25 protein-coding genes, 1 tRNA gene and 1 pseudogene are annotated in these 24,597 nt (G+C 63.0%); 14 read left to right on the top strand and 13 right to left on the bottom strand.

Translation table 11 applies throughout. From position 1 onward, the window contains the following. The first annotated feature begins 45 nt into the window (after positions 1-45). A complete protein-coding gene (locus AC2FL1_RS18915) occupies positions 46-741 on the top strand; it encodes an SGNH/GDSL hydrolase family protein (protein ID WP_496877945.1) in 696 nt (231 codons plus the stop codon). Here AC2FL1_RS18915 and AC2FL1_RS18910 read toward each other — a convergent pair. Further along, on the bottom strand, positions 738-1,019 hold the full coding sequence (locus tag AC2FL1_RS18910) for a DUF1330 domain-containing protein (RefSeq protein WP_496877944.1): 282 nt from the start codon (positions 1,017-1,019) through the stop codon (positions 738-740). The two genes, AC2FL1_RS18915 and AC2FL1_RS18910, sit on opposite strands and share 4 nt — an antisense overlap. A 98-nt stretch (positions 1,020-1,117) precedes the next feature. Between AC2FL1_RS18910 and AC2FL1_RS18905 the strand changes: the two genes are divergently transcribed. Next, entirely contained in the window at positions 1,118-1,990 is an 873-nt protein-coding gene (locus AC2FL1_RS18905) for a LysR family transcriptional regulator (RefSeq protein WP_496877943.1), read from the top strand. Between the two features lie 29 nt (positions 1,991-2,019). On the opposite strand, the gene AC2FL1_RS18900 is transcribed toward AC2FL1_RS18905, so the two are convergent. From AC2FL1_RS18900 to AC2FL1_RS18890, 3 genes are all read right to left on the bottom strand, one after another. Beyond that, positions 2,020-2,316 (bottom strand): hypothetical protein, encoded by a 297-nt coding sequence (locus AC2FL1_RS18900; protein WP_496877942.1) that lies wholly within the window; start codon positions 2,314-2,316, stop codon positions 2,020-2,022. 127 nt (positions 2,317-2,443) lie between these two features. Then, positions 2,444-3,151, bottom strand: a complete 708-nt coding sequence (locus AC2FL1_RS18895) for a response regulator transcription factor (protein ID WP_234138709.1) — start codon at positions 3,149-3,151, stop codon at positions 2,444-2,446. Beyond that, on the bottom strand, positions 3,148-5,046 hold the full coding sequence (locus tag AC2FL1_RS18890; RefSeq protein ID WP_496877941.1) for a hybrid sensor histidine kinase/response regulator: 1,899 nt from the start codon (positions 5,044-5,046) through the stop codon (positions 3,148-3,150). The genes AC2FL1_RS18895 and AC2FL1_RS18890 overlap by 4 nt, the downstream gene beginning before the upstream one ends. A gap of 316 nt (positions 5,047-5,362) precedes the next feature. Between AC2FL1_RS18890 and AC2FL1_RS18885 the strand changes: the two genes are divergently transcribed. The 9 genes from AC2FL1_RS18885 (at position 5,363) to AC2FL1_RS18845 (ending at position 16,079) form a co-directional block, all read left to right on the top strand. Continuing rightward, a complete protein-coding gene (locus AC2FL1_RS18885) occupies positions 5,363-7,336 on the top strand; it encodes a long-chain fatty acid--CoA ligase (RefSeq protein WP_496877940.1) in 1,974 nt (657 codons plus the stop codon). 93 nt (positions 7,337-7,429) lie between these two features. Next, complete coding sequence (locus AC2FL1_RS18880) at positions 7,430-8,248, top strand: ABC transporter ATP-binding protein (RefSeq protein ID WP_496826430.1); 819 nt, start codon at positions 7,430-7,432, stop codon at positions 8,246-8,248. Positions 8,249-8,289: 41 nt separating this feature from the next. Beyond that, on the top strand, positions 8,290-9,276 hold the full coding sequence (locus AC2FL1_RS18875) for a branched-chain amino acid ABC transporter permease (RefSeq protein WP_496826428.1): 987 nt from the start codon (positions 8,290-8,292) through the stop codon (positions 9,274-9,276). Between the two features lie 78 nt (positions 9,277-9,354). After that, on the top strand, positions 9,355-9,612 hold the full coding sequence (locus AC2FL1_RS18870) for a hypothetical protein (protein ID WP_234138714.1): 258 nt from the start codon (positions 9,355-9,357) through the stop codon (positions 9,610-9,612). 3 nt (positions 9,613-9,615) lie between these two features. Beyond that, positions 9,616-10,692 (top strand): branched-chain amino acid ABC transporter permease, encoded by a 1,077-nt coding sequence (locus AC2FL1_RS18865; RefSeq protein WP_496877939.1) that lies wholly within the window; start codon positions 9,616-9,618, stop codon positions 10,690-10,692. A gap of 82 nt (positions 10,693-10,774) precedes the next feature. Then, on the top strand, positions 10,775-12,058 hold the full coding sequence (locus AC2FL1_RS18860; protein WP_234138716.1) for an ABC transporter substrate-binding protein: 1,284 nt from the start codon (positions 10,775-10,777) through the stop codon (positions 12,056-12,058). Positions 12,059-12,168: 110 nt separating this feature from the next. Beyond that, a complete protein-coding gene (locus AC2FL1_RS18855) occupies positions 12,169-13,005 on the top strand; it encodes an ABC transporter ATP-binding protein (RefSeq protein ID WP_234138717.1) in 837 nt (278 codons plus the stop codon). Positions 13,006-13,019: 14 nt separating this feature from the next. Then, entirely contained in the window at positions 13,020-14,237 is a 1,218-nt protein-coding gene (locus AC2FL1_RS18850) for a phenylacetate--CoA ligase family protein (RefSeq protein WP_496877938.1), read from the top strand. 174 nt (positions 14,238-14,411) lie between these two features. Further along, complete coding sequence (locus tag AC2FL1_RS18845) at positions 14,412-16,079, top strand: ABC transporter permease (protein WP_496877937.1); 1,668 nt, start codon at positions 14,412-14,414, stop codon at positions 16,077-16,079. A gap of 73 nt (positions 16,080-16,152) precedes the next feature. On the opposite strand, the gene AC2FL1_RS18840 is transcribed toward AC2FL1_RS18845, so the two are convergent. The 4 genes from AC2FL1_RS18840 to AC2FL1_RS18825 all read right to left on the bottom strand — a co-directional run bounded on the left by AC2FL1_RS18840 (position 16,153) and on the right by AC2FL1_RS18825 (position 19,285). After that, positions 16,153-17,160, bottom strand: coding sequence for a Fe(3+) ABC transporter substrate-binding protein (locus AC2FL1_RS18840; RefSeq protein ID WP_496877936.1), 1,008 nt, complete (start codon positions 17,158-17,160; stop codon positions 16,153-16,155). A 105-nt stretch (positions 17,161-17,265) separates the two neighbouring features. Then, positions 17,266-18,873: an arylsulfatase gene (locus AC2FL1_RS18835; RefSeq protein WP_496877935.1), complete on the bottom strand. Its 1,608-nt coding sequence runs from the start codon at positions 18,871-18,873 to the stop codon at positions 17,266-17,268. A gap of 134 nt (positions 18,874-19,007) precedes the next feature. Then, positions 19,008-19,133 carry a type B 50S ribosomal protein L36 gene (gene ykgO / locus AC2FL1_RS18830; RefSeq protein ID WP_011048967.1) on the bottom strand — a complete coding sequence of 42 codons (126 nt, stop codon included), beginning with the start codon at positions 19,131-19,133 and terminating at the stop codon, positions 19,008-19,010. A gap of 77 nt (positions 19,134-19,210) precedes the next feature. Further along, positions 19,211-19,285: transfer RNA gene (locus AC2FL1_RS18825), tRNA-Val, on the bottom strand. 150 nt (positions 19,286-19,435) lie between these two features. On the opposite strand from AC2FL1_RS18825, the gene AC2FL1_RS18820 reads away from it, so the two are divergent. Next, positions 19,436-20,296: an N-formylglutamate amidohydrolase gene (locus AC2FL1_RS18820; RefSeq protein ID WP_496826412.1), complete on the top strand. Its 861-nt coding sequence runs from the start codon at positions 19,436-19,438 to the stop codon at positions 20,294-20,296. A gap of 77 nt (positions 20,297-20,373) precedes the next feature. Here AC2FL1_RS18820 and AC2FL1_RS18815 read toward each other — a convergent pair. From AC2FL1_RS18815 to AC2FL1_RS18805, 3 genes and pseudogenes are all read right to left on the bottom strand, one after another. Then, positions 20,374-20,496, bottom strand: a pseudogene (locus AC2FL1_RS18815) (DinB family protein); the annotation flags it as partial. Next, complete coding sequence (locus AC2FL1_RS18810; protein ID WP_496877934.1) at positions 20,493-20,774, bottom strand: DinB family protein; 282 nt, start codon at positions 20,772-20,774, stop codon at positions 20,493-20,495. The gene AC2FL1_RS18810 and the pseudogene AC2FL1_RS18815, both read right to left, overlap by 4 nt. A 78-nt stretch (positions 20,775-20,852) precedes the next feature. Then, entirely contained in the window at positions 20,853-22,115 is a 1,263-nt protein-coding gene (locus AC2FL1_RS18805; RefSeq protein WP_496877933.1) for a DNA polymerase IV, read from the bottom strand. Between the two features lie 70 nt (positions 22,116-22,185). Here AC2FL1_RS18805 and AC2FL1_RS18800 point away from each other — a divergent pair, with 70 nt between their 5' ends. After that, positions 22,186-22,659, top strand: coding sequence for an NUDIX hydrolase (locus AC2FL1_RS18800; protein WP_496877932.1), 474 nt, complete (start codon positions 22,186-22,188; stop codon positions 22,657-22,659). A 260-nt stretch (positions 22,660-22,919) separates the two neighbouring features. On the opposite strand, the gene pyrF is transcribed toward AC2FL1_RS18800, so the two are convergent. Together pyrF and AC2FL1_RS18790 are read right to left on the bottom strand one after the other, a co-directional pair. Beyond that, positions 22,920-23,639, bottom strand: coding sequence for an orotidine-5'-phosphate decarboxylase (gene pyrF / locus AC2FL1_RS18795; RefSeq protein WP_496877931.1), 720 nt, complete (start codon positions 23,637-23,639; stop codon positions 22,920-22,922). 143 nt (positions 23,640-23,782) lie between these two features. Continuing rightward, a complete protein-coding gene (locus tag AC2FL1_RS18790; RefSeq protein ID WP_496826404.1) occupies positions 23,783-24,043 on the bottom strand; it encodes a hypothetical protein in 261 nt (86 codons plus the stop codon). 216 nt (positions 24,044-24,259) lie between these two features. On the opposite strand from AC2FL1_RS18790, the gene AC2FL1_RS18785 reads away from it, so the two are divergent. Then, positions 24,260-24,597 (top strand): Clp protease N-terminal domain-containing protein (locus tag AC2FL1_RS18785; protein WP_496877930.1); only part of this gene is annotated, 338 nt, incomplete at its 3' end.

The raw sequence follows: 24,597 nt of genomic DNA, 5'->3' as shown, positions 1-24,597 counted from the left end.
ACGGAGGGAAAATTTGACTCGAATTGTTCTGAGGGTTGAGACGGGATGTTACGCACGCTTTTGTTCCTTGTCACTTTTGCCGGGGTTCTGGCGGCCTGCCAGGACTCGGTGAGCCGCAATCAGGATGCGCGCATCCTGGCGATCGGCGATTCGCTGTTGTCGTGGAACTCGGCATTGGGCAGCTCGATCCCGGATGTGATGGCAAAAGAACTGGGGCAGCCGGTAGTGGACCGGTCCTTCAGCGGTGCCTGGATGCTCACCCGTGACGAGGGCGACGAGGGGCGCGGGCTGAACGTGCCCTATCAATACGAGCCTGGAAACTGGGACTGGGTGGTGGTCAATGGCGGCGGCAACGATCTGTTATTCGGCTGCGGATGTGGCCGGTGCGGCACGGTGATGAACCGGCTGATCTCGGAAGATGGCGAGAGCGGCCAGATCCCCGACCTGATCCGCCAGATAAGGGCCCAAGGGGCGCGGGTGATCTATCCGGGCTACCTGCGTAGCCCCAATCTGCTGACCCCGATCGAGCACTGCAAGAACGACGGTGACGAGCTGGAAGCGCGGATTGCACGCTTTGCCGACACTGACGAGGGCGTGTTCTACATTTCGATGCAGGATATCGTGCCTCCCGGTGGTCTGACCTATTTCGCGCCCGACCTGATCCATCCGTCGCGCAAGACCAGCCGCAAGGTGGCAGAGCGGCTGGCCTCGGCGATCCGTCAGCTGAACGCGCGGCCCTAACCCAGAAGCAGGATCTCGGTGCTGCCTGCGCTACGGCGCAGGCCGTGCAGTTCGGCCAGATCCGGGTCGTCTATCCAGGCGCGCGCGGCTGCTGCGTCCGGGAAGCTGAGCAGTGCAGCCACGTCCGGGATGTCGGGCGCTCCGTCCAGGGCAGTTGCGGCAGGTGTTGCGGTCTCAACCTTGCCACCATGACGGGCCAGGGCGGCGCCGGCCCGTTCGCGATAACTGGCCAGGGCGGCGGGGTTGGTTATGGTGGCCTTGAAAACGGCGTATATCATCTGGATTTCCTTCACGGTTGCGATTGGAAAAGCATAATCACGCGGATGTGTCGCAAAAACGCGTGGTAATGCATAAGCGACATGCATAAATGCACGTCATGCAAATCGACTGGGACGATCTGAAAACGGTACTGGCTGTGGTGCGCGGTGGCACGCTTGCTGCGGCTGCTGCGGAACTCGACCTCAACTATACCACCGTGTCGCGGCGGATCCTGCGGGCCGAGGCGGCGCTGGGCGAGGTCTTGTTCGAGCGTTTGGCCGACGGGTACCGCGCCACCGATGCTGGTCGGCTGGTCGCTGAACACGCCGCCGGGATGGAGGCGCGGCAGGACGATCTGTTACGCCGCCTGCAAGGCCGCGACCAGAGCCTGAACGGCGAATTGGTGATCACCGCGCCACAACTCCTTGTCGGGCCGCATGTCGCGCCGGTCATGGCGCGCTTTGCCGAAGCGCATCCGCAGGTCCAGATCCGGCTCAGGGCCACCAACGACCTGTTGGACCTGACCCGGCGCGAGGCCGATCTGGCCATTCGTATCAGCCGCAGCCCGGGCGATACGCTGACCGGTTTAAGGCTCTGTTCACAGCACGCGGCAAGTTTCGCTGCGCCAGAGCTTGCCGAACGGCTGGCCGCCGATCCGGCAACGGCGGTGGACTGGATCGCCTACGAGCAGAATCCGCGCGTGCCGCAGGTGGTACTGGAGCAATATCCGAACACCCGGCTGCGTCTGGTATTTGATGATATGGCGGCCATGGTCGGTGCCGCGCAGGCGGGGCTGGGCGCGGTGCGGATGCCGATGTTTCTGGGCCGGGCCACGCCGGGATTGGTGCAGGTGCCGCTGCTGCCACCGCAGCCCTACGCCGATATCTGGGTGGTTGCGCATCGCGATGTCTGGCGGGCGGCGAAACCACGCGCCTTTCGCGAGGCATTGGTGCCATGGTTCAAGGCGAACAGGCCGCTTTTCGTGGCCTGACAGAGGTAGCCCCCGATGATGTCGCCGCCTCAGTGGCGGGCGATCAACAGGATATGCGCTTCGGCTTGCTGACCGTCGATACGGGCGCGTGCCTCGTGCAGCTTGGCCTGCGCCGCTGTCAGGCGCTGTATTGCCCGGTCCCGCTCGTCAAAAAGACGCCGCACGCGAGAGCCCGGATTTCCGATCATCAAATAGCTTCGCCCCATGGCGTCTGGCACCAGGGTCGCGGCCTGTTCCAGACTTTGCCGCCAGGCCATGTCGGCAAGGGTATAGCGGCGTACTGCCTTGAACAGCATGCGCTTGCGGATTTCGAGATAGGAATGCATGGCAGCCTCCCGTTGCGCCAAGACTGCGACGGGCATTGCTGCCGCCGCTCTATGAGTCCGCGCATCTGTTGAGGAGTCTATCGCTGGCGGGCCGTACAGGTCAACTCTGTGGCCTAAGGCCCCGATCCTAGCGCCAGCTGACATCGCCCAGAAAAATGTAACCTGCCCCATAGATCGTCTTGATCAAGCGCGGGTTCTTGGGGTCTTCGCGCAGCTTGGTACGCAGGCGCGAGATGCGCACATCCATGGCCCGGTCAAAGCTGTCGCCGGCACCGCCGCCCAATGCCTCTTGCATCTGGGCGCGGCTGATCAGACGCTTTGGGCTTTCCAGGAACAGCCGCAGAACCTCGCCTTCAGCATGGGAAAACGGAGTTTCGGCGCCGGTATCGTCTTCCAGCGCGTAGCGGTCGAAATGGGCGGTCCAGCCGTTGAACTCGGCGGTGTCACCACCCCCCGAAACCGGCCCGCGCTGGCCGTCGCGCAGGCGGGCGCGGATGCGGGCCACCACCTCGGCGGGGTCAAACGGTTTGGTGATATAGTCGTCGGCCCCTAGCTCCAGCCCGGTGACCCGGTCCTGCACCTGTGCCCGGCCCGAGATGATGATCACCGTCGCCCCCTGTTCCAGCGCCAGCCGGTGCACCAATGCCAGCCCGTCGGTATCGGGCAGCGACAGGTCGACCAGGCAGACATCCGGCGTCACCCGCTTCAGCGAGGCCTCGAACTCGCGGGCGCGCGAAAAGCTCTGGGTGCGGAACCCGGCCTCGGCCAGTGCCTCGGTCAGGATCAGGCGGATCTCGGGTTCATCGTCCAGGATGGTGACGAGCGGGGCGGTCATGATCCCTCCTCGGGTCGCAGCAGCGCGGCCAGTTGCGCGCGGGTAAAGGGCTTGCGCAGCACCGGGCCGCGCGTCAATGCCTCGCGGTGCAGCGGGTCGGACAGTGGCAGCGAGGTCATCAGGATACAGGGCAGCGACTTGGGCAATCGTTTCAGCAGGTCGATGCCGGTTGCGTCGCCTTCCAGCTTGATGTCGGACAGCACCAGCGCGATATCCTCGATATCGGCGGCCAGCGCGCTGGCCTCGTCGGCCGAGGTGGCCTCGATCACCGAATACCCCAGTTCGACCAGCATGTCGCGAAAGGTGGCGCGCAGGTCCTCGTTATCCTCGACCAGCAGCGCCAGACCGCCTTGTACCTGTGGCGCCGCACGATAGGGCAGGCGCAGGGTTATGGCGGCGCCGGTAGGGGTGTTGGCGATGCGCATGTCGCCTCCCGCCAGCTTGACCATGTCATAGACCATGGGCAGGCCCAGGCCCGACCCCTCGCTCCCCTTGGTGGTAAAGAACGGGTTCAGCGCCTTTTCCAGCGCCTCCTTGGAGAACCCCGGCCCGGTGTCGGTCACCGCGATCTCGATCCAGATGCGCGAAATGGCATGCGCGCTGATGGTGATCTGGCCATTGGCACCACAGGCGTCGCGCGCGTTCAGCACAAGGTTCAGCAGCGCATCCTGCAACATGCCGGCATCCAGCATCAGCGCCTCGTCGGGCGTGTGGTCCAGCACGCTCAGCCCGATCCCGCGCGGCAGGCTGGGGGTGGCCAGCAGCTTGAGATCCTCGAGCAGCCCGTGCATGTCGGTGGCGCGCGGGCGCAGGGTACGGTTGCCGGTCATGTCGGCGATTCGATTGAGCAGGCGCCCGCCCCGCTGTGCCGTGGCCTGTGTGGCCGAGACCAGTTCGACCGCCTCTTCGGGCAGGTCCATCTTTTCCATCTTCGACATCATGCCCAGGATGATGGTCAACAGGTTCGAGAAATCATGCGCCAGTCCGCTGGTCATCTGCGCCGCCATCGCGCGCCGGCGTGACTGTTGCAGGGCGACGCGCGCCTGGGTTTCCGAGGTCACATCCATTGACAGGATATAGACGCCACCCGCCCCGTCGGGGGTAAAGGCAACCCGGATACGGCGGGAATCATGGGCTTCGTTGAACTCGAAGACCGGGCTGTCGCCGCCATAAGCGGCCTCCAGATGCGGACCGATCTTGGCAAAGGCATCCGGGCCCAGCGCATCCGAGATATGCAGGCCCAGAATGTCCGAGGGTCTCCCGGGCATCACCGCGCTCAGTCGACGATTTGAATAGGTGTAATGGCCGTCGCGGTCCACATGGGCGATATGGGCCGGCATCATCTCGGTGGTCAGGCGGGTGCGCGCCTCGATCTCGGTCAGCTGGCGCTGCGCCTCTTCCAGCGCGCTGATGGTGGCGGCCAGCTTGCGGTTGGTGGCGCCCAGCTCCTCGGCATGGGCCAGCAGCTGGCCCGAGAGTTCCTCGGACCGGGCGCGCAGCAACTCCTCGATCCGCTTGGTGCGGGTGATGTCGGTATAGACCGTGACCCAGCCGCCCTGCGGCAGCGGTGCCCCCTCGATTGAGATAACCTGACCATTCGCACGGACCCGTTCGAAGTAATGCGGGACAAAGGCCAGCGCCTGTTCGACCCGGCTGCGGACCAGTGCGTCGATATCGTCGACCGGACCGTAATCGCCCCGCTCGGCGATATAGCGGATGGTGTCGTCGAACCTGGCGCCGGGTCGGATCAGCCGGTCGGGCAGGTGAAACATTTCCTGAAAGCGCCGATTGCTGACGGCGAGGCGCAGGTTGTTGTCATAGATCGACAGGCCCTGAGCGATCAGGTTCAGACCGGCACTGGTCATGGCCTTGATCCACTGATCGTTCCTGTCCATGGCTGATATCCCCCTTGGCGCCATGGCTAGCACCGGCGTGACAGGGGGAAAAGGTTCTTGTCCGTCTCGTGGCAGCGGCAAAACGCCAGCCTGACGTTCCGGCGCAAGAGGGGTGAGGGTTTCGTGCCTGCGCGGGGTCGGGTGAAATGACGCAGGGAGAGACCTGTTACAATTCGTAAGAATTGCGAAAACATCACGAAAATATTGGCCCCGATCAATACGCCTGTCCCTGATGGGGCAGAATCGTCTGGTCGGTATCCGCAGGCGATGATGTCCGGCCCGAAGGAGCGGGCCGGCAACGGGAGGGAGAAAGAGATTGGCTCAGACGCAGTCTGGCGCAGAGGGGCTTCAGTCCCTTCCGGCGCTGCTTAACCGCAACGCAACCCAATACGGGGACCGGCCCGCCTATCGGGAAAAGGAATTCGGCATCTGGCAGTGCTGGACCTGGGCCGAAACCGCCGCTGAGATCCGCGCACTGGCGCTGGGATTTCTGGAGCTGGGTGTGGCAAAGGGCGATCATGTCGCCGTGATTGGTCGCAACCGTCCCGCGCATTACTGGTCGATGGTGGCCGCCCAGATGGTGGGCGCCGTGCCGGTGCCGCTCTATCAGGACGCGGTGGCCGAAGAGATGGCCTATGTGATGGAGCATTGCGGCGCCAAGTTCGTTGTCTGTGGCGATCAGGAGCAGGTCGACAAGGTCATCGAGATCCAGGAGACCGTGCACCAGGTCCAGCACATCCTTTACACCGACAAGCGCGGCATGCGGAAATACGACCACAGCCAGATGAACGCGCTCGAAGACCTGATGGCCGAGGGGCGTGCCGGGCACTACCGGTTCGATGCCGAGCTTGACCGGCGGATTGCCGAGATCACCTATGACGATACCTGCGTGATGCTCTATACCTCGGGCACGACGGGCAAGCCCAAGGGCGTGGTGCTGTCGAACCGCAACGTGATCGAAAGCGCCAAGAACTCGGCCAAGTTCGACAATCTGACCAAGGACGAGAACATCCTCTCCTATCTGCCGATGGCCTGGGTGGGCGATTTCATCTTTTCGATCGGCCAGGCCTATTGGTGCGGCTTCTGCGTGAACTGCCCCGAAAGCGCCGACACCATGATGACCGACCTGCGCGAGATCGGGCCGACCTATTTCTTTGCCCCGCCGCGCGTGTTCGAGACACAGTTGACCAACGTGATGATCCGGATGGAGGATGCAAGCCCGCTCAAGCGGAACATGTTCCACCGCTACATGGCGCATGCCAAGAAGGTGGGCGGCAAGATCCTGGATGGTGAACCGGTCAGCGCCGGTGACCGTCTGAAATACGCGATCGGCAATGCGCTGGTCTATGGCCCGCTCAAGGATACGCTGGGCTTTGGCAATGTGCGCGTAGGCTATACCGCGGGTGAGGCGATTGGACCCGAAATCTTCGACTTCTACCGCTCGCTGGGCATCAACCTGAAACAGCTCTACGGCCAGACCGAGGCAACGGTGTTCATCACCGTGCAGCCCGATGGCCAGGTGCGCGCCGATACCGTAGGCGTGCCCGCCCCCGATGTGGAGATCAAGATCGCCGAGAATGGCGAGATCTTCTATCGTTCGCCGGGCACCTTTGTGGAGTATTACAAGAACCCCGAAAGCACGGCCTCGACCAAGGATGCCGAGGGCTGGGTCGCCACCGGAGATGCCGGGTTCTTCGAGGAAGGCTCGGGCCACCTGCGCATCATCGACCGCGCCAAGGATGTGGGCAAGATGGCCGATGGCAGCATGTTCGCGCCCAAATATGTCGAGAACAAGCTGAAGTTCTATCCCGACATCCTCGAGGCGGTGCTGTTCGGCAATGGCAAGGACCGTTGCGTCGCCTTCATCAACATCGACCTGACGGCGGTCGGCAACTGGGCGGAACGCAACAACATCGCCTATGCCAGCTATCAGGAACTGGCGGGTCATCCCAAGGTGCTGGAAACCATCCGCTCGCATGTGGAGACGGTGAACGCCTCGGTGGCCGAGGACCCGATGCTGTCGGGCTGCCAGGTGCATCGCTTTGTCGTGCTGCACAAGGAACTGGATGCCGATGACGGCGAGATGACCCGCACCCGCAAGGTGCGCCGCCGTATCGTCGAGGAGAAGTTCGCCGATATCATCGCGGCGCTCTATGACGGGTCCGAAAAGGTCTCGACCGTGACCGAGGTGACCTATGAGGACGGGCGCAAGGGCGCGATCAAGGCGACGCTGACGATCTGCGACGCCAAGGTCATGCCGACCGCCCCGCAGCAGGTGGCGGCGGAATGAGGTCCGGCGGGACGTCGCTCGCGCCCTTTGGGCGCATCGCCCCGCCCACCGTCCCGTCAGCCGGGGCACTGCTGAAAGACAAGGGAGACACCGATGCTTGACGCATCCGAAGGATACACCACCGCGGACGGCCGCAAGATTGGCGGCGTGGTGATGGAGATGAAGAACATCACCCTGCGGTTCGGCGGTGTGGTGGCCATCAAGGATATCAGCTTCGACATTCGCGAGGGCGAGATCCGCGCGATCATCGGCCCGAACGGCGCCGGAAAGTCCTCGATGCTGAACGTGATCTCGGGCTTTTATGTGCCGCAGGAGGGCGAGGTCTGGTTTCACGGATCGCGCCGTCCGGCGATGCGCCCCTATGAGGTCGCCCGCCAGGGCATCGCGCGCACCTTTCAGAACATTGCGCTCTTCGAGGGTATGAGCGTTCTGGATAACGTCATGACCGGGCGGCTGAACTATATGAAAGCGGGTCTGCTGAGCCAGGCGCTCTGGCGCGGCAAGGCCGAGCGCGAGGAAACCCAGAACCGCGAGGCGGTGGAAAAAATCATCGACTTCCTCGAAATCCAGCATATCCGCAAGACCCCGGTCTCGCGCCTGCCCTATGGTCTGAAAAAGCGGGTCGAATTGGCCCGCGCGCTGGCGGCCGAGCCGAAGCTCCTGCTGCTGGACGAGCCGATGGCCGGCATGAACGTCGAAGAGAAAGAGGATATGAGCCGCTTCATCCTCGACGTGAATGACGAGTTCGGCACCACCATCGCCCTGATCGAACACGACATGGGCGTGGTCATGGACCTGAGCGACCGGGTGGTGGTGATGGATTACGGCAAGAAGATCGGTGACGGCACGCCTGAAGAGGTGCGCAACAACCAGGAGGTCATCGACGCCTATCTGGGGGTGGCCCATGACTGATCTTCGCTTGAACGACACGATGGAAACCGGGGGCACGGGACATGTCTGACCAACTGATTTTCGCGATCGAGGTGATTCTGAACGGCCTGATGGCGGGCGTGCTCTATGCGCTGGTCGCGCTGGGTTTCGTTCTGATCTACAAGGCCTCGGGCATCTTCAATTATGCTCAGGGCGTGATGGCGCTGTTCGCGGCCATGACCTTGGTGGGCATCATGAACGGACAGGTGCCATTCTCGCATCTGATCAACGCCATCTTTGGCGGGCATATCACCCATTTCGGTTGGAACGTGCCCGGCTTCCTGGCGATCATCCTGACGATGGGCGTGATGGTCCTGCTGGCCTGGGCGGTGCAGCAGTTCGTGATGCGCCACCTGGTCGGGCAAGAGCCGATCATCCTGTTCATGGCCACCATCGGACTTGCCTATTTCCTCGAAGGCGTAGCCGACCTGATGTGGGGCTCGGAGATCAAGACGCTGGATGTGGGTCTGCCGCAGGGCCTGAACGTGTGGATCGATGACACCACCTATGGCATCTTCGGCTACGGCTTCTTCATCGACAATCTGGACATCGTGGCGACCGTTATCGCGGCGCTTCTGGTGGCGGCGCTGGTGGCCTTCAGCCAGTATACCAAGCAGGGTCGGGCAATGCGCGCGGTGGCCGACGACCACCAGGCGGCGCTGAGCGTCGGCATCTCGCTGAACTTCATCTGGGTTCTGGTCTGGTCGGTTGCCGGCTTCGTGGCGCTGGTCGCGGGCATCATGTGGGGCACCAAGTCGGGCGTGCAGTTCTCGCTGTCGCTCATTGCGCTCAAGGCGCTGCCGGTGCTGATGCTGGGCGGCTTCACCTCGATCCCCGGCGCCATCGTCGGCGGGCTGATCATCGGTGTGGGTGAAAAACTGTTCGAGTTCGCGATCGGCCCGCTGGTGGGCGGCGCCACCGAGAACTGGTTCGCCTATGTTCTGGCGCTGATCTTCCTCGTGTTCCGGCCGCAGGGCCTGTTCGGCGAGAAGATCATCGAAAGGGTCTGAGGCTCCGGTGGGCGACCCCGTTGCGGCCAGGGCCGCAACGGGGTCGCCCGCCCGGAACCTTCGCAAAGGGGAGGAAAGATGAACAAGCTGATCGCCATCGTGAATGTCGTCGCCTGGTCGGGCTTCTGGGCCTTTGGGTATATTGCCCTGACCGCGCAGGACCTGACCGACCGCCAGCTGATCATCGCCAGCCTCCTGGCCTTTGCCGGGTTCATCATGGGGATCGTCGCGTATCTGCGGCTGGTCCGGGCCGCCGAAGCGAGCGGCTATGCAAAAAAGACAAATCAACTCGATGCCGCGGCCCGCAACCGCGCGCAGTCCGAAGGGGGCATGTAAGCGATGTTCTACCGTGAAGCCGGAGATTTCAAAACCTCCTACCAGGCCGACAGCCAGACCTTTCCGATCAAGTTCGACCGCTATCGGTATTATGTCGTGCTGGCGATCGCCTTCGGGATCATCCCGTTCGTGATCAACGACTACTGGGCAAACGCGCTGTTGCTGCCGTTTCTGATCTATGCAATCGCCGCGATCGGGCTGAACATCCTGGTCGGCTATTGCGGCCAGGTCAGCCTGGGGACCGGCGGGTTCATGGCCGTGGGCGCCTATGCCTGCTACAAGCTGATGACCGCCTTTCCCGAGGTAAGCATGTTCGTTCATGTGATCCTGGCCGGCGGCATCACCGCGGCGGTAGGGGTGCTGTTCGGCCTGCCCAGTCTGCGGATCAAGGGGTTCTATCTGGCGGTGGCCACGCTGGCGGCGCAGTTCTTTCTGGTCTGGCTGTTCAACCGCGTGCCGTGGTTCTACAACTACTCGGCCTCGGGTCAGATCAACGCGCCCGAGCGGGATGCGTTCGGCATCATCATCACCGGCCCCAATGCGCCGGCTTGGGCCACCTACCTGTTCTGCCTGGTCTTCCTGACCGCCTGCGCCCTGATCGCCCGCAACCTGACCCGTGGCACCATGGGCCGGACCTGGATGGCGATCCGCGACATGGATATCGCGGCCGAGATCATCGGGGTGAACCCGCTCAAGGCCAAGATGACCGCCTTTGCCGTCAGTTCCTTCTTCATCGGCATCTCGGGCGCGCTTTTCTTTGCGCTCTACTTGGGCGCGGTCGAGGTAGGCGAGGCCTTTGGCATCCAGAAGTCGTTCCTGGTACTGTTCATGGTGATCATCGGCGGCCTTGGTTCTATCTTCGGCTCATTCGCGGGTGCGGCCTTTCTGGTGCTGCTGCCGGTGGTCCTGAAGGTTGTCGGCGCAGACATGCTGGGCTGGCCCACCGATATCGTGGCGCATCTTCAGCTGGTGATCGTCGGCGCGCTGATCGTCGCATTCCTGATCATGGAGCCGCATGGCCTCGCGCAGCTGTGGCGCGTCGCCAAGGAGAAACTGCGGCTCTGGCCCTTCCCGCACTGAGGCGGGCAGGCGCATCCCGATACGGGGCGGTAGGATCGCCCCGTACACCACCATCGGTCAAAACCAAGGGAGGAAAAACCCGATGAAAATGAAACTGGCAACCGTGGCGCTGGGCGCCTTGATGGCCGCAGGTCCGGCTCTGGCTGACCTGACTTTCCCGTCGCTCAGCTATCGCACTGGCCCCTATGCCGCGGGCGGTATCCCGTTTGCCGACGGCTATGCCGACTATTTCACCCTGCTCAACGAGCGTGATGGCGGCATCGGCGGCGTCAAGGCCAACGTGCTGGAATGCGAAACCGGCTATAATACCGAAAAGGGTGTCGAATGCTATGAATCCACCAAGGGCCAGGGCGCCCTGGTGTATCAGCCGCTGTCGACCGGCATTACCTATCAGCTGATCCCCAAAGCCACCGCTGACGGCATCGCGATCCACTCGATGGGTTATGGCCGTACCTCGGCCAAGAACGGCAACGTGTTCAGCCATGTCTTCAACTATCCCGCCAACTACTGGGATGGTGCCTCGGGTGCGGTGAACTATCTGCTGGAGAGCAACGGTGGCGACATCAAGGGCAAGAAGATCGCCCTGGTCTATCACAACTCTGCCTATGGCAAGGAACCGATCCGCACCCTGGAAGAGCTGAGCAAGAAGCACGGTTTCGAGCTGAGCACCCTGCCGGTCGACCATCCGGGTCAGGAGCAGAAATCGCAGTGGCTGCAAATCCGTCGCGACAAGCCTGACTTTGTGCTGATGTGGGGCTGGGGCGTGATGAACCAGGTCGCGGTGCAGGAAGCTGCCAACATCCGCTTCCCGATGGAAAACTTCATCGGCATCTGGTGGTCGGGTTCGGAAAACGACGTGCTGCCCGCCGGTGACGCCGCCAATGGCTACAAGGCGCTGACCTTCCACAACGTCGGCACCGATTTCCCGCTGTTCGACGATCTGCAGAAATACGTGATCGACGCAGGTAAGGCCGCCGGCGCCGGTGACCAGGTTGGTACCGTTCTCTACAACCGTGGTCTCTATGCCGCCATGCTGGCCGCCGAAGCCGCCAAGAAGGCACAGGAGATTTCGGGCAAGGCCGACATCACCGCCGCCGACATGCGCGACGGTATGGAAGCACTGGAAATGACCGAAGCGAAGATGGCCGAACTGGGTCTGCCGAACTTTGGCCCGGCCTTCTCGGTGTCGTGCAGCAACCACGGCGGTGACGCCCTGGTCGGCGTGACCCAGTGGGATGCGGCATCCAAGACCTGGTCGCTGATCTCGGACTTCAAACCGACCGACAGCGAAGTCATCGGTGCGCTGATCGAGGAAGACTCGAACGCCTACGCGACCGAGAACAACATCTCGCCGCGCTGCAACTAAGCGTGTGACCGGGCCCGGCAATCGGGCTCGCATCGAACCCGGGACGGCGGTCCGCCGCCGTCCCACCCCGATCATCCCCGGCGAACCGGGGCCAATGAGGACAAGCGCGGATGCTGGATGCGGCAACAACCACGGATACGCAGGTGGAAACCCTGCTGGAGGTCAACAATATCGAGGTGATCTACAATCACGTGATCCTCGTGCTCAAGGGTGTCAGCCTCACCGTGCCCAAGGGCGGGATAACCGCGCTGCTGGGTGGTAACGGCGCCGGCAAGACGACAACGCTCAAGGCAGTGTCGAACCTGCTGCATTCCGAACGCGGTGAGGTGACCAAAGGGTCGATCAAGTACCGCGGCGAGACCATTCACGAACAGGACCCGGCCGCCCTGGTGACCAAGGGCGTGATCCAGGTGATGGAAGGCCGTCATTGTTTCGAACACCTGACCGTCGAGGAAAACCTGCTGACCGGCGCCTATACCCGCAAGGATGGCGGCGCCAACATTCAGCGTGATCTCGAACTGGTCTACAACTATTTCCCCCGCCTCAAGGAGCGCCGCCGCAGTCAGGCAGGCTATACCTCGGGCGGTGAGCAGCAGATGGTGGCGATGGGGCGGGCGCTGATGTCGCGGCCCGAGACCATTCTGCTGGACGAACCCTCGATGGGTCTGGCGCCGCAGTTGGTCGAGGAGATCTTCGAGATCGTGCGCGACCTGAACGAAAAGGAAGGCGTGTCTTTCCTGTTGGCCGAACAGAACACCAACGTGGCGCTGCGCTATGCCCATTACGGCTATATCCTGGAATCGGGCCGTGTGGTGATGGATGGCCCTGCCAAGGATCTGCGCGAGAATCCGGACGTCAAGGAATTCTATCTCGGCATGTCCGATGAGGGCCGCAAGAGCTTCCGCGACGTGCGCTCGTACCGTCGTCGCAAGCGGTGGCTGAGCTGATGAAGGATCATGCCATGACCCATTTTGACACGCTTGAAACACGCTCGGACGACCAACGCACCGCCGATCTGGCGCGCGACCTGCCCGAGCAGATCGCACGCGCCAAATCCGCTCATGGATTTGCGCGGCTGCTGGCCGATGTCGACCCGGCCGCAATCACGGATTTGCAAGCTCTGGCGGCGTTGCCGGTGCTGCGCAAGTCGGAGTTGAGCCGGGCGCAGAGCGAGCATCCCCCATTTGGCGGTTTCACCGTCAAGCCGGCGCACGGATTTGCCCATGTGTTCCAGTCTCCGGGCCCGATTTACGAGCCGGGCGGCACCGATCACGACTGGTGGCGCATGGGGCGTTTCCTGCATGCCGCCGGTATCGGGCAGGGCGATATCGTGCAGAACTGCTTTGGCTATCACCTGACACCCGCTGGCATGATCTTTGAAAACGGCGCTCGGGCGGTCGGTGCGGCCGTGCTTCCCGCCGGTACAGGCCAGACCGAATTGCAGGTGACCGCCGCGCGCGATATCGGCTGCACCGCCTATGCCGGTACGCCCGATTACCTCAAGGTCATTCTCGACAAGGCCGAGGAGATGGGCGTTACGCTCAGCTTTACCAGGGCAGCAGTAGGGGGCGGGGCGCTGTTCCCATCGCTGCGCAAGGAATATGCTGATCGTGGCATCTCGTGCCTGCAATGTTATGCCACCGCCGATCTGGGTAATATCGCCTATGAAAGCGCGGCGATGGAGGGGATGATCGTCGACGAGCATGTGATCGTCGAAATCGTCACCCCTGGAACCGGTACGCCGGTGGCGCCGGGCGAGGTGGGCGAGGTGGTTGTGACCTCCCTCAACCCCGATTACCCGCTCATCCGCTTTGCCACCGGTGACATGTCCGCCGTCCTGCCGGGTCATTCGCCCTGCGGACGCACCAATATGCGGATCAAGGGCTGGATGGGACGTGCCGACCAGACCACCAAGATCAAGGGCATGTTCGTGCGTCCTGAACAGGTGGCGGCTCTGGTCGACAAACACGCCGAGATCGTCAAGGCGCGGGTGATCGCCACCCGCGTGGGCGAGATGGATGCCATGACGGTGCAGATCGAAAGCAGCGGCGGCGATGATGCGGCCTATGCCCGATCGGTTGTCGAAGTGCTCAAGCTCAAGGGCGCGATCGAGGTCGTGGCTCCGGGCAGCCTGCCCAAGGACGGTCTGGTGATCGAGGATCAGCGTCGCTACGACTGATCCCGCCTGACAGGGACAGATGGCCCCGCGCAGAGGAATCCGCGTGGGGCCGCGTCGTTTTGCGCCCTGCCCGCAGGGGCGAGGAGAGAGGGAATATCCCCTCAGGCACTGGTATTTCCGACTAATATGGTCGATTAAGGAGCGGTAGAACCGCAATACCCGCCAGGACCCGCGATGGCCGAAACCCGATATGCCGCCCATGGCTCCCACCGCCGTCTGTCTTCGGGCACCCGCCTGCTGGGCGGTCTGGCCTATGCCATCGCCATGGCCTGCCTGTTGCCCATGGTGGCGGTGGCATTGGCGGCGCTGACTGGCGGCACCGAAACGCTGAGCCATCTGCTCGAGACCGTGTTGCCGGGTTATGCGGCGACAACCTTGCTGCTGGTCGCGCTGGTGGCCGCCGGGACCTTTGCCGTGGGCGTGGGAGCGGCCTGGCTGGTGACGATGACACGGTTTCCCGGCGTGCGTTTGCTGGAAATCGCGCTGGTGCTGCCGCTGGCCTTTCCCGCCTATGTGCTGGCCTATGCGTATACCTTCGTGCTGGATCATCCGGGCGTGGTGCAGACGACCCTGCGTCAGGTGACGGGCTGGGGGCCGCGCGACTACTGGTTCCCCGAGATCCGTTCGACCGAAGGCGCGGCGGTGATGCTGATCCTGGTGCTTTACCCTTATGTCTACCTGCTGGCGCGGGCGGCCTTCCTGCAACAAAGCGCAAGTGCCTTTCTGGCGGCGCGGGCGCTGGGGACCGGGCCATGGGCGGCCTTCTGGCGGGTGTCGCTGCCGATGGCGCGGCCCGCGATCGCGGGCGGGGTTCTGCTGGCAGTGATGGAGACCATCGCCGATTTCGGCACGGTGGCCTATTTTGGTGTGCAGACCTTTGCCACTGGCATCTATACAAGCTGGTTCTCGATGGCTGACCGGGCGGCGGCGGCGCAGCTGGCGCTGTGTCTGCTGGGCTTTGCACTGCTGCTGGCTGTGACCGAGCGTACCCAGCGCGGCAAGGCGCGCTACTACCAGTCCGGGCGCCGGCATGCGGCGCTGCCGGCGGGCGACCTGACGGGGTGGCGCGCATTTGCCGCCTTTACCCTATGCGCGGTGCCGGTGGTTCTGGGCTTTCTCCTGCCGGTGGTGATCCTGGTGCAAATGGGGCTGGAATCGGAGCAGAACCTGCTGTCGCGTCGCTATGTCGGGTTTATTCGCAACTCACTGACGTTGGCGGGTACGGCGGCTGTGGTGACGGTGACAGCAGCGATCTGCGTCGGCTTCTTCCAGCGACTCAGGCCGGGTCGGCGCTCGGACGGTGCCGCCTATTTGGCGCGGTTGGGATATGCGGTGCCGGGCGGGGTGATCGCGGTCGGGCTGATCGTGCCTTTTGCCGCCTTTGACAATGCGCTCGATGCCTGGATGCGAGCCCAGTTCGGCCTGTCCACGGGGTTGTTGATCACCGGCTCTATCTGGCTCTTGATCGCGGCCTATATGGTGCGCTTTCTGGCAGCGGCGCTTGGCGCCTATGAGGGCGGGCAGAGCATGGTGCATGCGAATATGGATGCCGCCGCGCGGTCTCTGGGGCAGGGGCCGCTGGGCACGCTCAGGCGCATACATCTGCCGATACTGACGCCCTCTTTGCTGACGGCGCTGCTGATCGTCTTTGTCGATGTGATGAAGGAGCTGCCCGCGACGCTTATCATGCGCCCCTTCAATTTTGACACGCTGGCGGTGCAGGCCTATCGCCTGGCCAGCGACGAACGGCTGGAGGGGGCGGCGGTGCCGTCGCTGGTGATCCTGGCGATGGGGTTGTTGCCGGTGATCCTGATCTGCCGTCAGGTCGGGCGGGGCAAGTAAGCGGTACTGACCCACAGGCATGAAAAAAGGCGCGGGCGAGGGCCCCGCGCCTTTGTCTTCTGGGTGTGCCGGCTTACTTCCAGCCGACCTCGTTGAAGATCTTCTGCGCCATCGGGATGTTGGCGGCCACTTCGGACAGGTTCACTTCGTCTGCCTTGAACTCTCCCAGCGCGGCCACGTTCTCGGCCAGGTCGACACCGGTGACGGCGGGGTATTCATCGTTGCCGTTCGAGAAATAGACCTGTGCCTGATCGCTGGCGAGATATTCCAGGAACTTGACTGCATTGTCACGGTTGGGTGCGTGGGCGGCCAAGCCGCCGCCCGACAGGTTCATATGCGCGCCTTCGGCGTCCTGCGAAGGGAAGGCGATGCCGATCTTGTCGATCTCGGCGCTCAGCCCCTTGACGTCGCTGCGCAGGGCGCGGGCGAAGTAGTAGGAGTTGGAAACCGCGATGCCGCATTCGCCCGATACAATGCCACGCAGCTGGTCGGTATCGCCGCCCTGCGGTTCGCGCGCCATGTTGGCGACCACACCCTCGGCCCAGTCGCGCGCGACATCTTCGCCGTGATGGGTGATGATCGAGGCCAGTAGGGTCTGGTTATAGGTGTTGGTGGAAGAGCGGATGCAGACCTGCCCCTTGTATGCGGGATCGGCCAGATCGAGATAGGTGGCGGGCGGGGTGCTCACGCTGGCCTTGTCGTAAAAATAGAGCCGCGCGCGCTGCGAGAAACCGAACCACTGGTTGTCGTTGTCCTGCAGGTTTGCGGGAATGCGGTCTTCGAGCACCGCGCTGTCGATGGCTTGCAGCAGACCGGCCTCCTTGGCGCGGGCGAGACGTGAGGTGTCGACGGTCAGCAGAATATCGGCGGGCGAATTGGCGCCCTCCGCCTGCATGCGGGCGATCAGCTCGTCCGCCTTGCCCTCGATCCGGTTGATGCGGATTCCGGTGGCGTCTTCGAAATCGGAGTAGAGCCGCTCGTCGGTGTCATAGTGGCGCGACGAATAGAGGTTCAGTTCGCCCTCGGCAACGGCCGAGGTGGCGATCAAGGCAAGCGCGATGGCGGTGGTGGTCTTGAGCATGGGGGTCTCTCGCGATTCAGTTAATCTGACTGAAATAGTCAATTACCCGATTTCGGATCAGATGCAAGTAAAACTGATTATTTCAGTCGGGTAATTCCGTCGCAGTCACCCTTCGGCATTGTCCATCTGCCAGGCCACCAGCAGCCGAGGCAGGGCGATGGCCCAGTCCAGCACGCCGGTCTTGTCGGCCCAGTCCTGATACTCGGCCACCAGCGCCTTTGCCCGGCCGGGCTCGCCCCGGATCAGGTCGTGCAGCTCGGTCCGGTCCGCTTCCATATCGTACAGCTCCCAGTCCTGCCCGTGCAGCCGCACCAGCTTGAACTGGCCCAGACGGATGGCACTGTTGCCCTCGTGCTCGAAAAAGATCGGTTGTTCGCGTTCCCAGTCCTTGCCGCGCAGTAGGCCCAGCAGGCTCTCGCCTTGCAGGGGCTGCATTACATGCCCGCCCAGCTCCGCAATAGGCTGCGCGCCCGCGACCTCCAGGATCGTCGGCAGGATATCAACCACATGACAGGCGGCGTGGAGCGGCACAGGTGCCGCGATCCTGCCGGGCCAATGGGCGATCAGCGGGGTCGAGATGCCGCCCTCGTGCACGTAATGCTTGAACTTGCGGAAGGGCGCGTTCGACACATTGGCCCAGGGCTTGTCATAGCTCTGATAGGTCAGCGCGCTGCCGGGCATGATCTCGGGCCGGTTCCCCATCTCGATATGCCGCCCGTCATGGGTGGTATCGGGAAAGAACTTGGCCCAGCCATCCTCGGCCATGAATTCGGCACAGCCGCCGTTGTCGCTGAGAAACAGGATCAGCGTGTTGTCAAACTGGCCCATCCGTTTCAATGCCGCGAGTAGCGTGCCGATGGACTGGTCCATCCGGTCCACCATGGCGGCATAGGTGGCCATCTTGCGCGCCTCCCAATCCTTGTGCGGCGCGGCCTCCCAGGGGCAGACATCCGCATCACGGGGGCTGATCTGCCAGTTGGTCTGAAACAGGCCCATCGCGTTCATCGTCTCGTGGCGGCTGCCGCGCAGCGCGTCCCAGCCGCGCCCATAGACCCCGTCATAGCGCGCGATATCCTCGGGATGCGCATGCAGGGGCCAATGCGGCGCGGTATGGGCGAGGTAGAGGAAGAAGGGCTGCTCCATCTCCACCGCCTCCTCGACCATGCCGATGGCCTTGTCGGTGATCGCATCGGTGAAATAGAAGTCGTCCGGAAAGGTTTCGACGCGGGCATCGTCCTCCAGCATGTAATGCGGCGAGAAGAAATGCGTGACACCGTCGACGATGCCATAGAACCGGTCGAACCCGCGCTGGCGCGGGGTGGGGTGGTCAATGTCACCCACCCGCCAGCTGTCTACCTCGCGCGCCATGAAATCCCCGCCCACATGCCACTTGCCCGACATGCAGGTGCGGTAGCCCGCCGCCCGCAGATGCTCGGCAATGGTGGCGCAGTCGTTGCGCAGGAAGCCGCGATAAGCGGGTGTGCCAAGATCGGCCCCCATATGGCCGATCCCGGCATTATGCGGGTAAAGCCCGGTCAACAGCGAGGCCCGCGTCGGGCAGCAGCGCGCGCAATTGTACATCGCCGTCAAAAGCGCGCCGTCGCGCGCCAGCCCGTCGATATTGGGCGTTCGGATCTCGGAACCGGTACAGCCCAGATCGGCGAACCCGAGGTCATCGGCGAGAATGAGAATGATGTTGGGCTTGTCGGACATGGCGGCCTCTCCCTGCGTAAGAGAAGCCTAACGCGCCCAGGGCCGTTGCGGGAACCGAGAAAACGCCACCCCGGAACAACAAAACCGCGCCCAAAGGCGCGGTTTTGATTGAAGCTCGAATGTCTTGCGACAGTTCAGCCCTGGCGGGCTTTGAACTTGCGCTGCGTCTTGTTGATCACATAGACGCGGCCTTTGCGACGCACGACGCGGCAGTCCCGGTGGCGGGACTTGAGCGAGCGGAGCGAGTTCCTGACCTTCATGGTCGTCTCCAATTCCTGCGGCGCGGGCCAGCGCCTGGGTTACGCGGGTCCCCTGTGCGAACAGAGGCATGAAATCATGGTGGGCGGTACAAGGTTCGAACTTGTGACCCCTACGATGTCAACGTAGTGCTCTACCACTGAGCTAACCGCCCATGATTGCCGTCGCGCGCCTGCCCCAGAACGTAATGGGGCGCGGTAGCCCGCGCCGGTAAGCGGGGTCTATAAAAGGAGTCGGCGGGGGGATCAAGGGCTTTTGATCGAACTATTTTCCGGTCTATGATTTTGTTGATCCCGGAGGCCGCATGACCAATACCGCTTATCATCTGACCCTGCCTGCCGCACGTACATCAAGCGTGGTTTTTGCCTCGCCTCATAGCGGTGCGCACTACGATGCGCGATTTCTGGCGCAGACGGTTCTGGATGACCATGCGATTCGATCCTCCGAGGATGCCTTTGTCGATCTGTTGTTCGATTGCGCCCCGGGTTTCGGTGCGCCGCTTCTGTGTGCCGCGGCGCCGCGCGCCTATCTCGACCTCAACCGCAGTGCGGACGAGCTGGACCCGGCCCTGATCGAAGGGGTGCGCAAGGTCGGGCACAATCCGCGCGTCGCCTCGGGGCTGGGGGTGATTCCCCGCGTGGTGGCGGGTGGGCGGGCCATCTATCGGGGCAAGCTCAGCCGGGCCGAGGCGGACCATCGCCTGGACGCGGTCTGGCATCCCTACCACACGCGGCTTCAGCATCTCTTGAACGAGGCGTATGCCGCTTTCGGTCAGGCGATTCTGATCGATTGCCACTCGATGCCGCGCGAGGCGGTGGAAAGCAGCGCGCGTGCCGCCGCGCGTAGGCCTGATGTGGTTCTGGGCGACCGGTTCGGAGCCTCCGCCGCGCCAGAGATCGTGGAGAGGGTCGAGGCCGCCTTTGCCAGGGCCGGGCTGCATGTGGTGCGCAATACGCCATTTGCGGGTGCCTATGTGACCCAGGCATATGGCCGCCCGTCGCGCCGCCAGCATGCGATCCAGATCGAGATCGACCGCGGGCTCTACATGCACGAAGCAACAATTCGCCCCAATGCGAACTTCGATGCGATGCGGGCTCTGATGCGTAAAGTGGTGTCCGAGATCGCGTCTATCGGGCAACAGCGCCTGCCGCTGGCGGCGGAGTAGCGACAGGTCTGGACCAGCGCAGTCAGATCCGTCGCTTCAGGTGTGGCCTCGGCTGCTGTCAACATGGCATGGACCTGCCCGCGATGATGGGTCTGGTGATTGAACAGCTGCGCGGCGCAGAGGGGTTTGGACATAACGATGCGGGTTGTTCCATCCGCCTGATACCAGGCGACGGTGCCGGTAAGATCGGCATCGGTCAGCGTTTCGGCCCAAATCTCGATCTTCGGTCGCGCGCCTTGCGCCGTGCTTTGTAGTCAGACCGGTCAGAGGGATCGGTCAGTGAATGCCGAATCCTGTCTTGTGGGCGTTCGGTGCCATTGAGGCGGGCAAGGATCAGTGCGTCCGCCCAATAAAGGTGATTGAACGTTGCGGCGATCGACCCGAAAAATGCGCCCCAATCCAACCAGCGCGCGGCATGCGACAGATCGTTGGCGGCAATGATCAGTGACCGATTCTGCCAGCTTTTGTAGCTGGCCATGACTCGGCAGAAATCGGATGTAATCATCTCTCTCGCTCTGATGTTTCTGTTGGGGGCGGGTGCCGGGATAGGGCACGCTCAGCGCATCCCGCGCCCTTTGATGATCGCATCCGAGCCAAAGCGTTTGCGAATGGCGTCGGTCGCGCGTTCGGCGCGGGCGCGCTGTGCCGCCTGCGGGTCGAGCAGGTCGCCCGAGACATCCGCCTCGGCTTCGGGGCACAGGTGTGACAACCCGCAGCCAAGGAGCCGGTAAGGGCCTTGATCGCCCAACTGGTCGAACAGCGCGCGTGCGGTGCGATAGATCCGGTCGGCCATCTGGGTCGGGTCGCGCAGCGAGTGCTGCCTTGACAGGATCCGATGATTGGCACGCTTCAGCTTCAATGTCACCACGCGGCCGGCCAGCCCGCGGGCCTTGGCCCGGTCGGCTACCTTCTCGGCCATCCGCCAGATATGGCCGTCCAGCACGTCCAGATCGGCGGTGTCCTCGAAAAACGTGGTCTCGTTGCTGATCGACTTGATCGGGTCATGTGCAGACACACGACGGCGATCCTCGCCGCGTGCCAGATGCCACAACCGCTGTCCCATGGAGCCGAAGCGGGCGATCAGCGCTTCCTGCTCCCATCGAAGCAGGTCGGTGAAGGTGCGGATCCCGGCACGTTCCAGCTGCTCCTGCGCCGCCGGGCCGATCCCCCATATCAGGCGCACCGGCTTGTCACGCAGGAAATCCGCCGTCTCGGCACGTCCGATCACCGAGAATCCCCTCGGCTTTTCAAGATCCGAGGCCACCTTGGCCAGAAACTTGTTATGGCTCAGTCCAATCGAGCCGGTCACGCCCAACTCATCCTTCATCCGCTTGACGAGCTGCGCCAGCATCACCGCCGGAGGATGCCCATGCAGACGCTGGGTGCCGGTCAGATCCATGAAGGCCTCGTCCAATGAGAGCGGTTCGACCACCGGTGTCAGCTCGTCCATCAGGGCGCGGATCTGTTTCGAGACCTCGGCATAGACCGACATGCGCGGTTTGATCACCACGGCGTCTGGGCACAGCTTAAGCGCCTGAAACATGGGCATCGCCGAGCGGACACCGCGAATGCGGGCGACGTAGCAGGCGGTCGAAACCACGCCGCGCTTTCCGCCCCCGATGATCACCGGCTTGTCGGCCAGATCCGGATTGTCCCGTTTCTCGACGCTGGCATAGAAGGCGTCGCAATCCATATGGGCGATGGTCAGGCTGTCCAGTTCCGGATGGCGCAGCACGCGCGGGCTTCTACAGGCCGGGCAGCGCCGAGCCGTTCCGGTGCGGGTCAGGCAATCGCGGCAAAGACCGGATGCGGTGTTCATCGGGTGTATCCGGTTGCAAGTCAGGCACGTGGCTGATCGTATTTAGCCCGACTCGACGCGGAGTGAAAAGGTGACAGATGCAACGACACGGTTTGCCGGCGCAAAACTGGCCCTGTTTCTGGGACCACAGCTTTTGGTGATCCGTCGCGACGACCGCCCCGACATCCCCTTTCCCGACCATTGGGACCTGCCAGGAGGAGGACGTGAAGGAGAGGAATCTCCGCTCGACTGTGCCTTGCGTGAAACCCGCGAAGAGGTTGGGCTTGTTGTGCCGGTCGAACGGGTTGGTTGGGGTGTAAGCTATTTGCGCCCGACAGGCCGTATGTGGTTTTTCACAGCCCATCTGGCTGAGGGGTATGTAGACAGGATTCAATTTGGCGATGAGGGGCAGGGGTGGCGATTGATGGCTCCGGCCGACTATATCGGGCATCCCCGAGCGATTCCGCATTTTGCCGAGCGGATCGCGCATTATCTCGACAGTTCGAGTTATCGACGCTTTGGCCTCGATGCGTCCTTACAAAGCCCGGGGAATGAGTCGACGTAAGAAGAAAGACCCCCCGCGCCAATGGCGGGGGGAGGTAACGAACCTCAGGAAGAGATGGTTCGTTGGGGAGTGTCTCGGATTTAGAATCGCTCAAAAAAACCCTCGGGGGTAGGCTGGATATCCAGACCCCGGAAACTCGCCTTTTCGATGTGTTTTTTCCGGCACAGCGGCAAAATGGCGCGTTTCGGGCATAACGCGCCTGTTTTCAGGTCGTTACGAAGGGTGTGACTGACCTTAGGTCAACATCATTGCCGCAACGATCATGCGTGTGACAAATTTTTTATGCTGTCGAGAATGGCCAGAGCGCTTGCACGGGGTTCCGCCGCTTGCACCACAGGGCGCCCGACGACGATATGATCGGCCCCCTGAGCAAGCGCGTCGGCGGGGGTCGCCACGCGTTTCTGATCGCCCAGTGCGGCCCCGGTCGGACGGACGCCTGGCGTGACGATCAGCCGGCCCGTGGCCTCGGGCAACGCGCGCAGCGCGGCGGCCTCGTGCGGGCTGGCGATGACGCCGTCGGCCCCGGCCTCGAAAGCGCGGGAGGCCCGTTCCAGAACCAGATCCTGTACATCGCCGGGTTTGATCAGCGCCGCATCCAGATCGTCGCGGTTCAAGGAAGTGAGCACCGTAACCGCCAGGATCTTGAGATCCTTTCCCGCGGCGCCTTCCTTGGCGGCGCGCACCACATGCGGGTCGCCATGCACGGTCAGGAAATCCAGGTCGAACTGTGCGAGTCCCCGCACCGCCGCCTCGACCGTGTTGCCGATATCGAACAGTTTCATATCCAGAAAGATGCGCTTGCCTTGTTCCTGCTTCAGCTCGTTGGCGAGTGCCAAACCGCCGCCGGTGAGCATCCCCAGCCCGATCTTGTAGAAGGAAACGGCGTCGCCCAACCGCTCGGCCAGGGCCAATCCAGCCACGGCGTTGGGCACGTCAAGGGCGACGATCAGGCGATCGTCGGCAAGCATCTTGTCTGTCATGTGGGGGTCCTCCGGCTCGGGTTGCCCGTTCATAATGGGACGATCCCGTCGAGGCAAGCGGGGTGAGGTGCCCGCGCCTGCCCGCAGAGGCGAGGCCCGCATAGGCGTGCCGCGTAACCCTGATTGTGCCGATGCCTGGCGGCTCAGGCCACCGCGGGCAGGGCGTGGTCCTGCAGGTGCAGCTGCTGCTTGCCCGACCGGAACTCGGGCATCCGGCGCAGTTGGCGCATCGCATCACCGACAAAGGCCTGCGCGCGGGCAAGAGGGCTTATCCCCTCGGGCAACTCAAGCGAGCAGAACAAGGTCACGACCCGATCCGCGAGCGTCATGCAGACGCTGGCCGAATGGCGCGCAGTGTCGGGGCAAACACGATACTGAGAGATTTCGACATTGGTAATCTGCATTGGGGCCTCCGTAGCTCCCTGTCAGGAGACCTCAGAAATATTACTAAATCAGGGCGGAAACAGGGGAAATTGTGACCAATTGGATCAATTTCGGTAAACCCTTTGCGACCCCCTTGAAGATGTCGTGGCATTCCCCAGATTGAATGCGAGGCCCAAACCGATGCGCGCCGCCTAGCGGGCGCAGACACCATTGGGCGCTTGAAAAAGGAGAGAAAGATGGACTTGTCGAAGTTCACCGAGCGGGCACGTGGATTCGTGCAGGCGGCGCAGACGATTGCCCTGCGCGAAGGGCACCAGCGTTTGGCACCCGAACACCTTCTCAAGGCATTGATGGATGACGATCAGGGGCTGGCGAGCAACCTGATCAAACGCGCCGGTGGCGCGCCGTCCCGCGTGGTCGAGGCGCTGGATGTGGCGCTGTCCAAGATCCCCAAGGTCAGCGGCGATGCGGCCCAGGTTTATCTGGACGGCCAGACCGCCAAGGTGCTGGACGAGGCCGAGAAGATCGCCAAGAAGGCGGGCGACAGTTTTGTGCCGGTTGAGCGGGTGCTGAT

This window comes from Ruegeria sp. YKSF070, from assembly GCF_059612725.1.
Note: the sequence above shows the minus strand (reverse complement) of the source record. Positions and strands in the feature narration are given on the sequence as shown.

What these genes read in the sequence shown, in the direction of transcription:
- AC2FL1_RS18915 (WP_496877945.1), top strand. Translation starts at nt 46, where the DNA reads ATGTTACGCACGCTTTTGTTCCTTGTCACTTTTGCCGGGGTTCTGGCG.
- AC2FL1_RS18910 (WP_496877944.1), bottom strand. Translation starts at nt 1,019, where the DNA reads ATGATATACGCCGTTTTCAAGGCCACCATAACCAACCCCGCCGCCCTG.
- AC2FL1_RS18905 (WP_496877943.1), top strand. Translation starts at nt 1,118, where the DNA reads ATGCAAATCGACTGGGACGATCTGAAAACGGTACTGGCTGTGGTGCGC.
- AC2FL1_RS18900 (WP_496877942.1), bottom strand. Translation starts at nt 2,316, where the DNA reads ATGCATTCCTATCTCGAAATCCGCAAGCGCATGCTGTTCAAGGCAGTA.
- AC2FL1_RS18895 (WP_234138709.1), bottom strand. Translation starts at nt 3,151, where the DNA reads ATGACCGCCCCGCTCGTCACCATCCTGGACGATGAACCCGAGATCCGC.
- AC2FL1_RS18890 (WP_496877941.1), bottom strand. Translation starts at nt 5,046, where the DNA reads ATGGACAGGAACGATCAGTGGATCAAGGCCATGACCAGTGCCGGTCTG.
- AC2FL1_RS18880 (WP_496826430.1), top strand. Translation starts at nt 7,430, where the DNA reads ATGCTTGACGCATCCGAAGGATACACCACCGCGGACGGCCGCAAGATT.
- AC2FL1_RS18875 (WP_496826428.1), top strand. Translation starts at nt 8,290, where the DNA reads ATGTCTGACCAACTGATTTTCGCGATCGAGGTGATTCTGAACGGCCTG.
- AC2FL1_RS18870 (WP_234138714.1), top strand. Translation starts at nt 9,355, where the DNA reads ATGAACAAGCTGATCGCCATCGTGAATGTCGTCGCCTGGTCGGGCTTC.
- AC2FL1_RS18865 (WP_496877939.1), top strand. Translation starts at nt 9,616, where the DNA reads ATGTTCTACCGTGAAGCCGGAGATTTCAAAACCTCCTACCAGGCCGAC.
- AC2FL1_RS18860 (WP_234138716.1), top strand. Translation starts at nt 10,775, where the DNA reads ATGAAAATGAAACTGGCAACCGTGGCGCTGGGCGCCTTGATGGCCGCA.
- AC2FL1_RS18855 (WP_234138717.1), top strand. Translation starts at nt 12,169, where the DNA reads ATGCTGGATGCGGCAACAACCACGGATACGCAGGTGGAAACCCTGCTG.
- AC2FL1_RS18850 (WP_496877938.1), top strand. Translation starts at nt 13,020, where the DNA reads ATGACCCATTTTGACACGCTTGAAACACGCTCGGACGACCAACGCACC.
- AC2FL1_RS18845 (WP_496877937.1), top strand. Translation starts at nt 14,412, where the DNA reads ATGGCCGAAACCCGATATGCCGCCCATGGCTCCCACCGCCGTCTGTCT.
- AC2FL1_RS18840 (WP_496877936.1), bottom strand. Translation starts at nt 17,160, where the DNA reads ATGCTCAAGACCACCACCGCCATCGCGCTTGCCTTGATCGCCACCTCG.
- AC2FL1_RS18835 (WP_496877935.1), bottom strand. Translation starts at nt 18,873, where the DNA reads ATGTCCGACAAGCCCAACATCATTCTCATTCTCGCCGATGACCTCGGG.
- ykgO (WP_011048967.1), bottom strand. Translation starts at nt 19,133, where the DNA reads ATGAAGGTCAGGAACTCGCTCCGCTCGCTCAAGTCCCGCCACCGGGAC.
- AC2FL1_RS18820 (WP_496826412.1), top strand. Translation starts at nt 19,436, where the DNA reads ATGACCAATACCGCTTATCATCTGACCCTGCCTGCCGCACGTACATCA.
- AC2FL1_RS18810 (WP_496877934.1), bottom strand. Translation starts at nt 20,774, where the DNA reads ATGGCCAGCTACAAAAGCTGGCAGAATCGGTCACTGATCATTGCCGCC.
- AC2FL1_RS18805 (WP_496877933.1), bottom strand. Translation starts at nt 22,115, where the DNA reads ATGAACACCGCATCCGGTCTTTGCCGCGATTGCCTGACCCGCACCGGA.
- pyrF (WP_496877931.1), bottom strand. Translation starts at nt 23,639, where the DNA reads ATGACAGACAAGATGCTTGCCGACGATCGCCTGATCGTCGCCCTTGAC.
- AC2FL1_RS18790 (WP_496826404.1), bottom strand. Translation starts at nt 24,043, where the DNA reads ATGCAGATTACCAATGTCGAAATCTCTCAGTATCGTGTTTGCCCCGAC.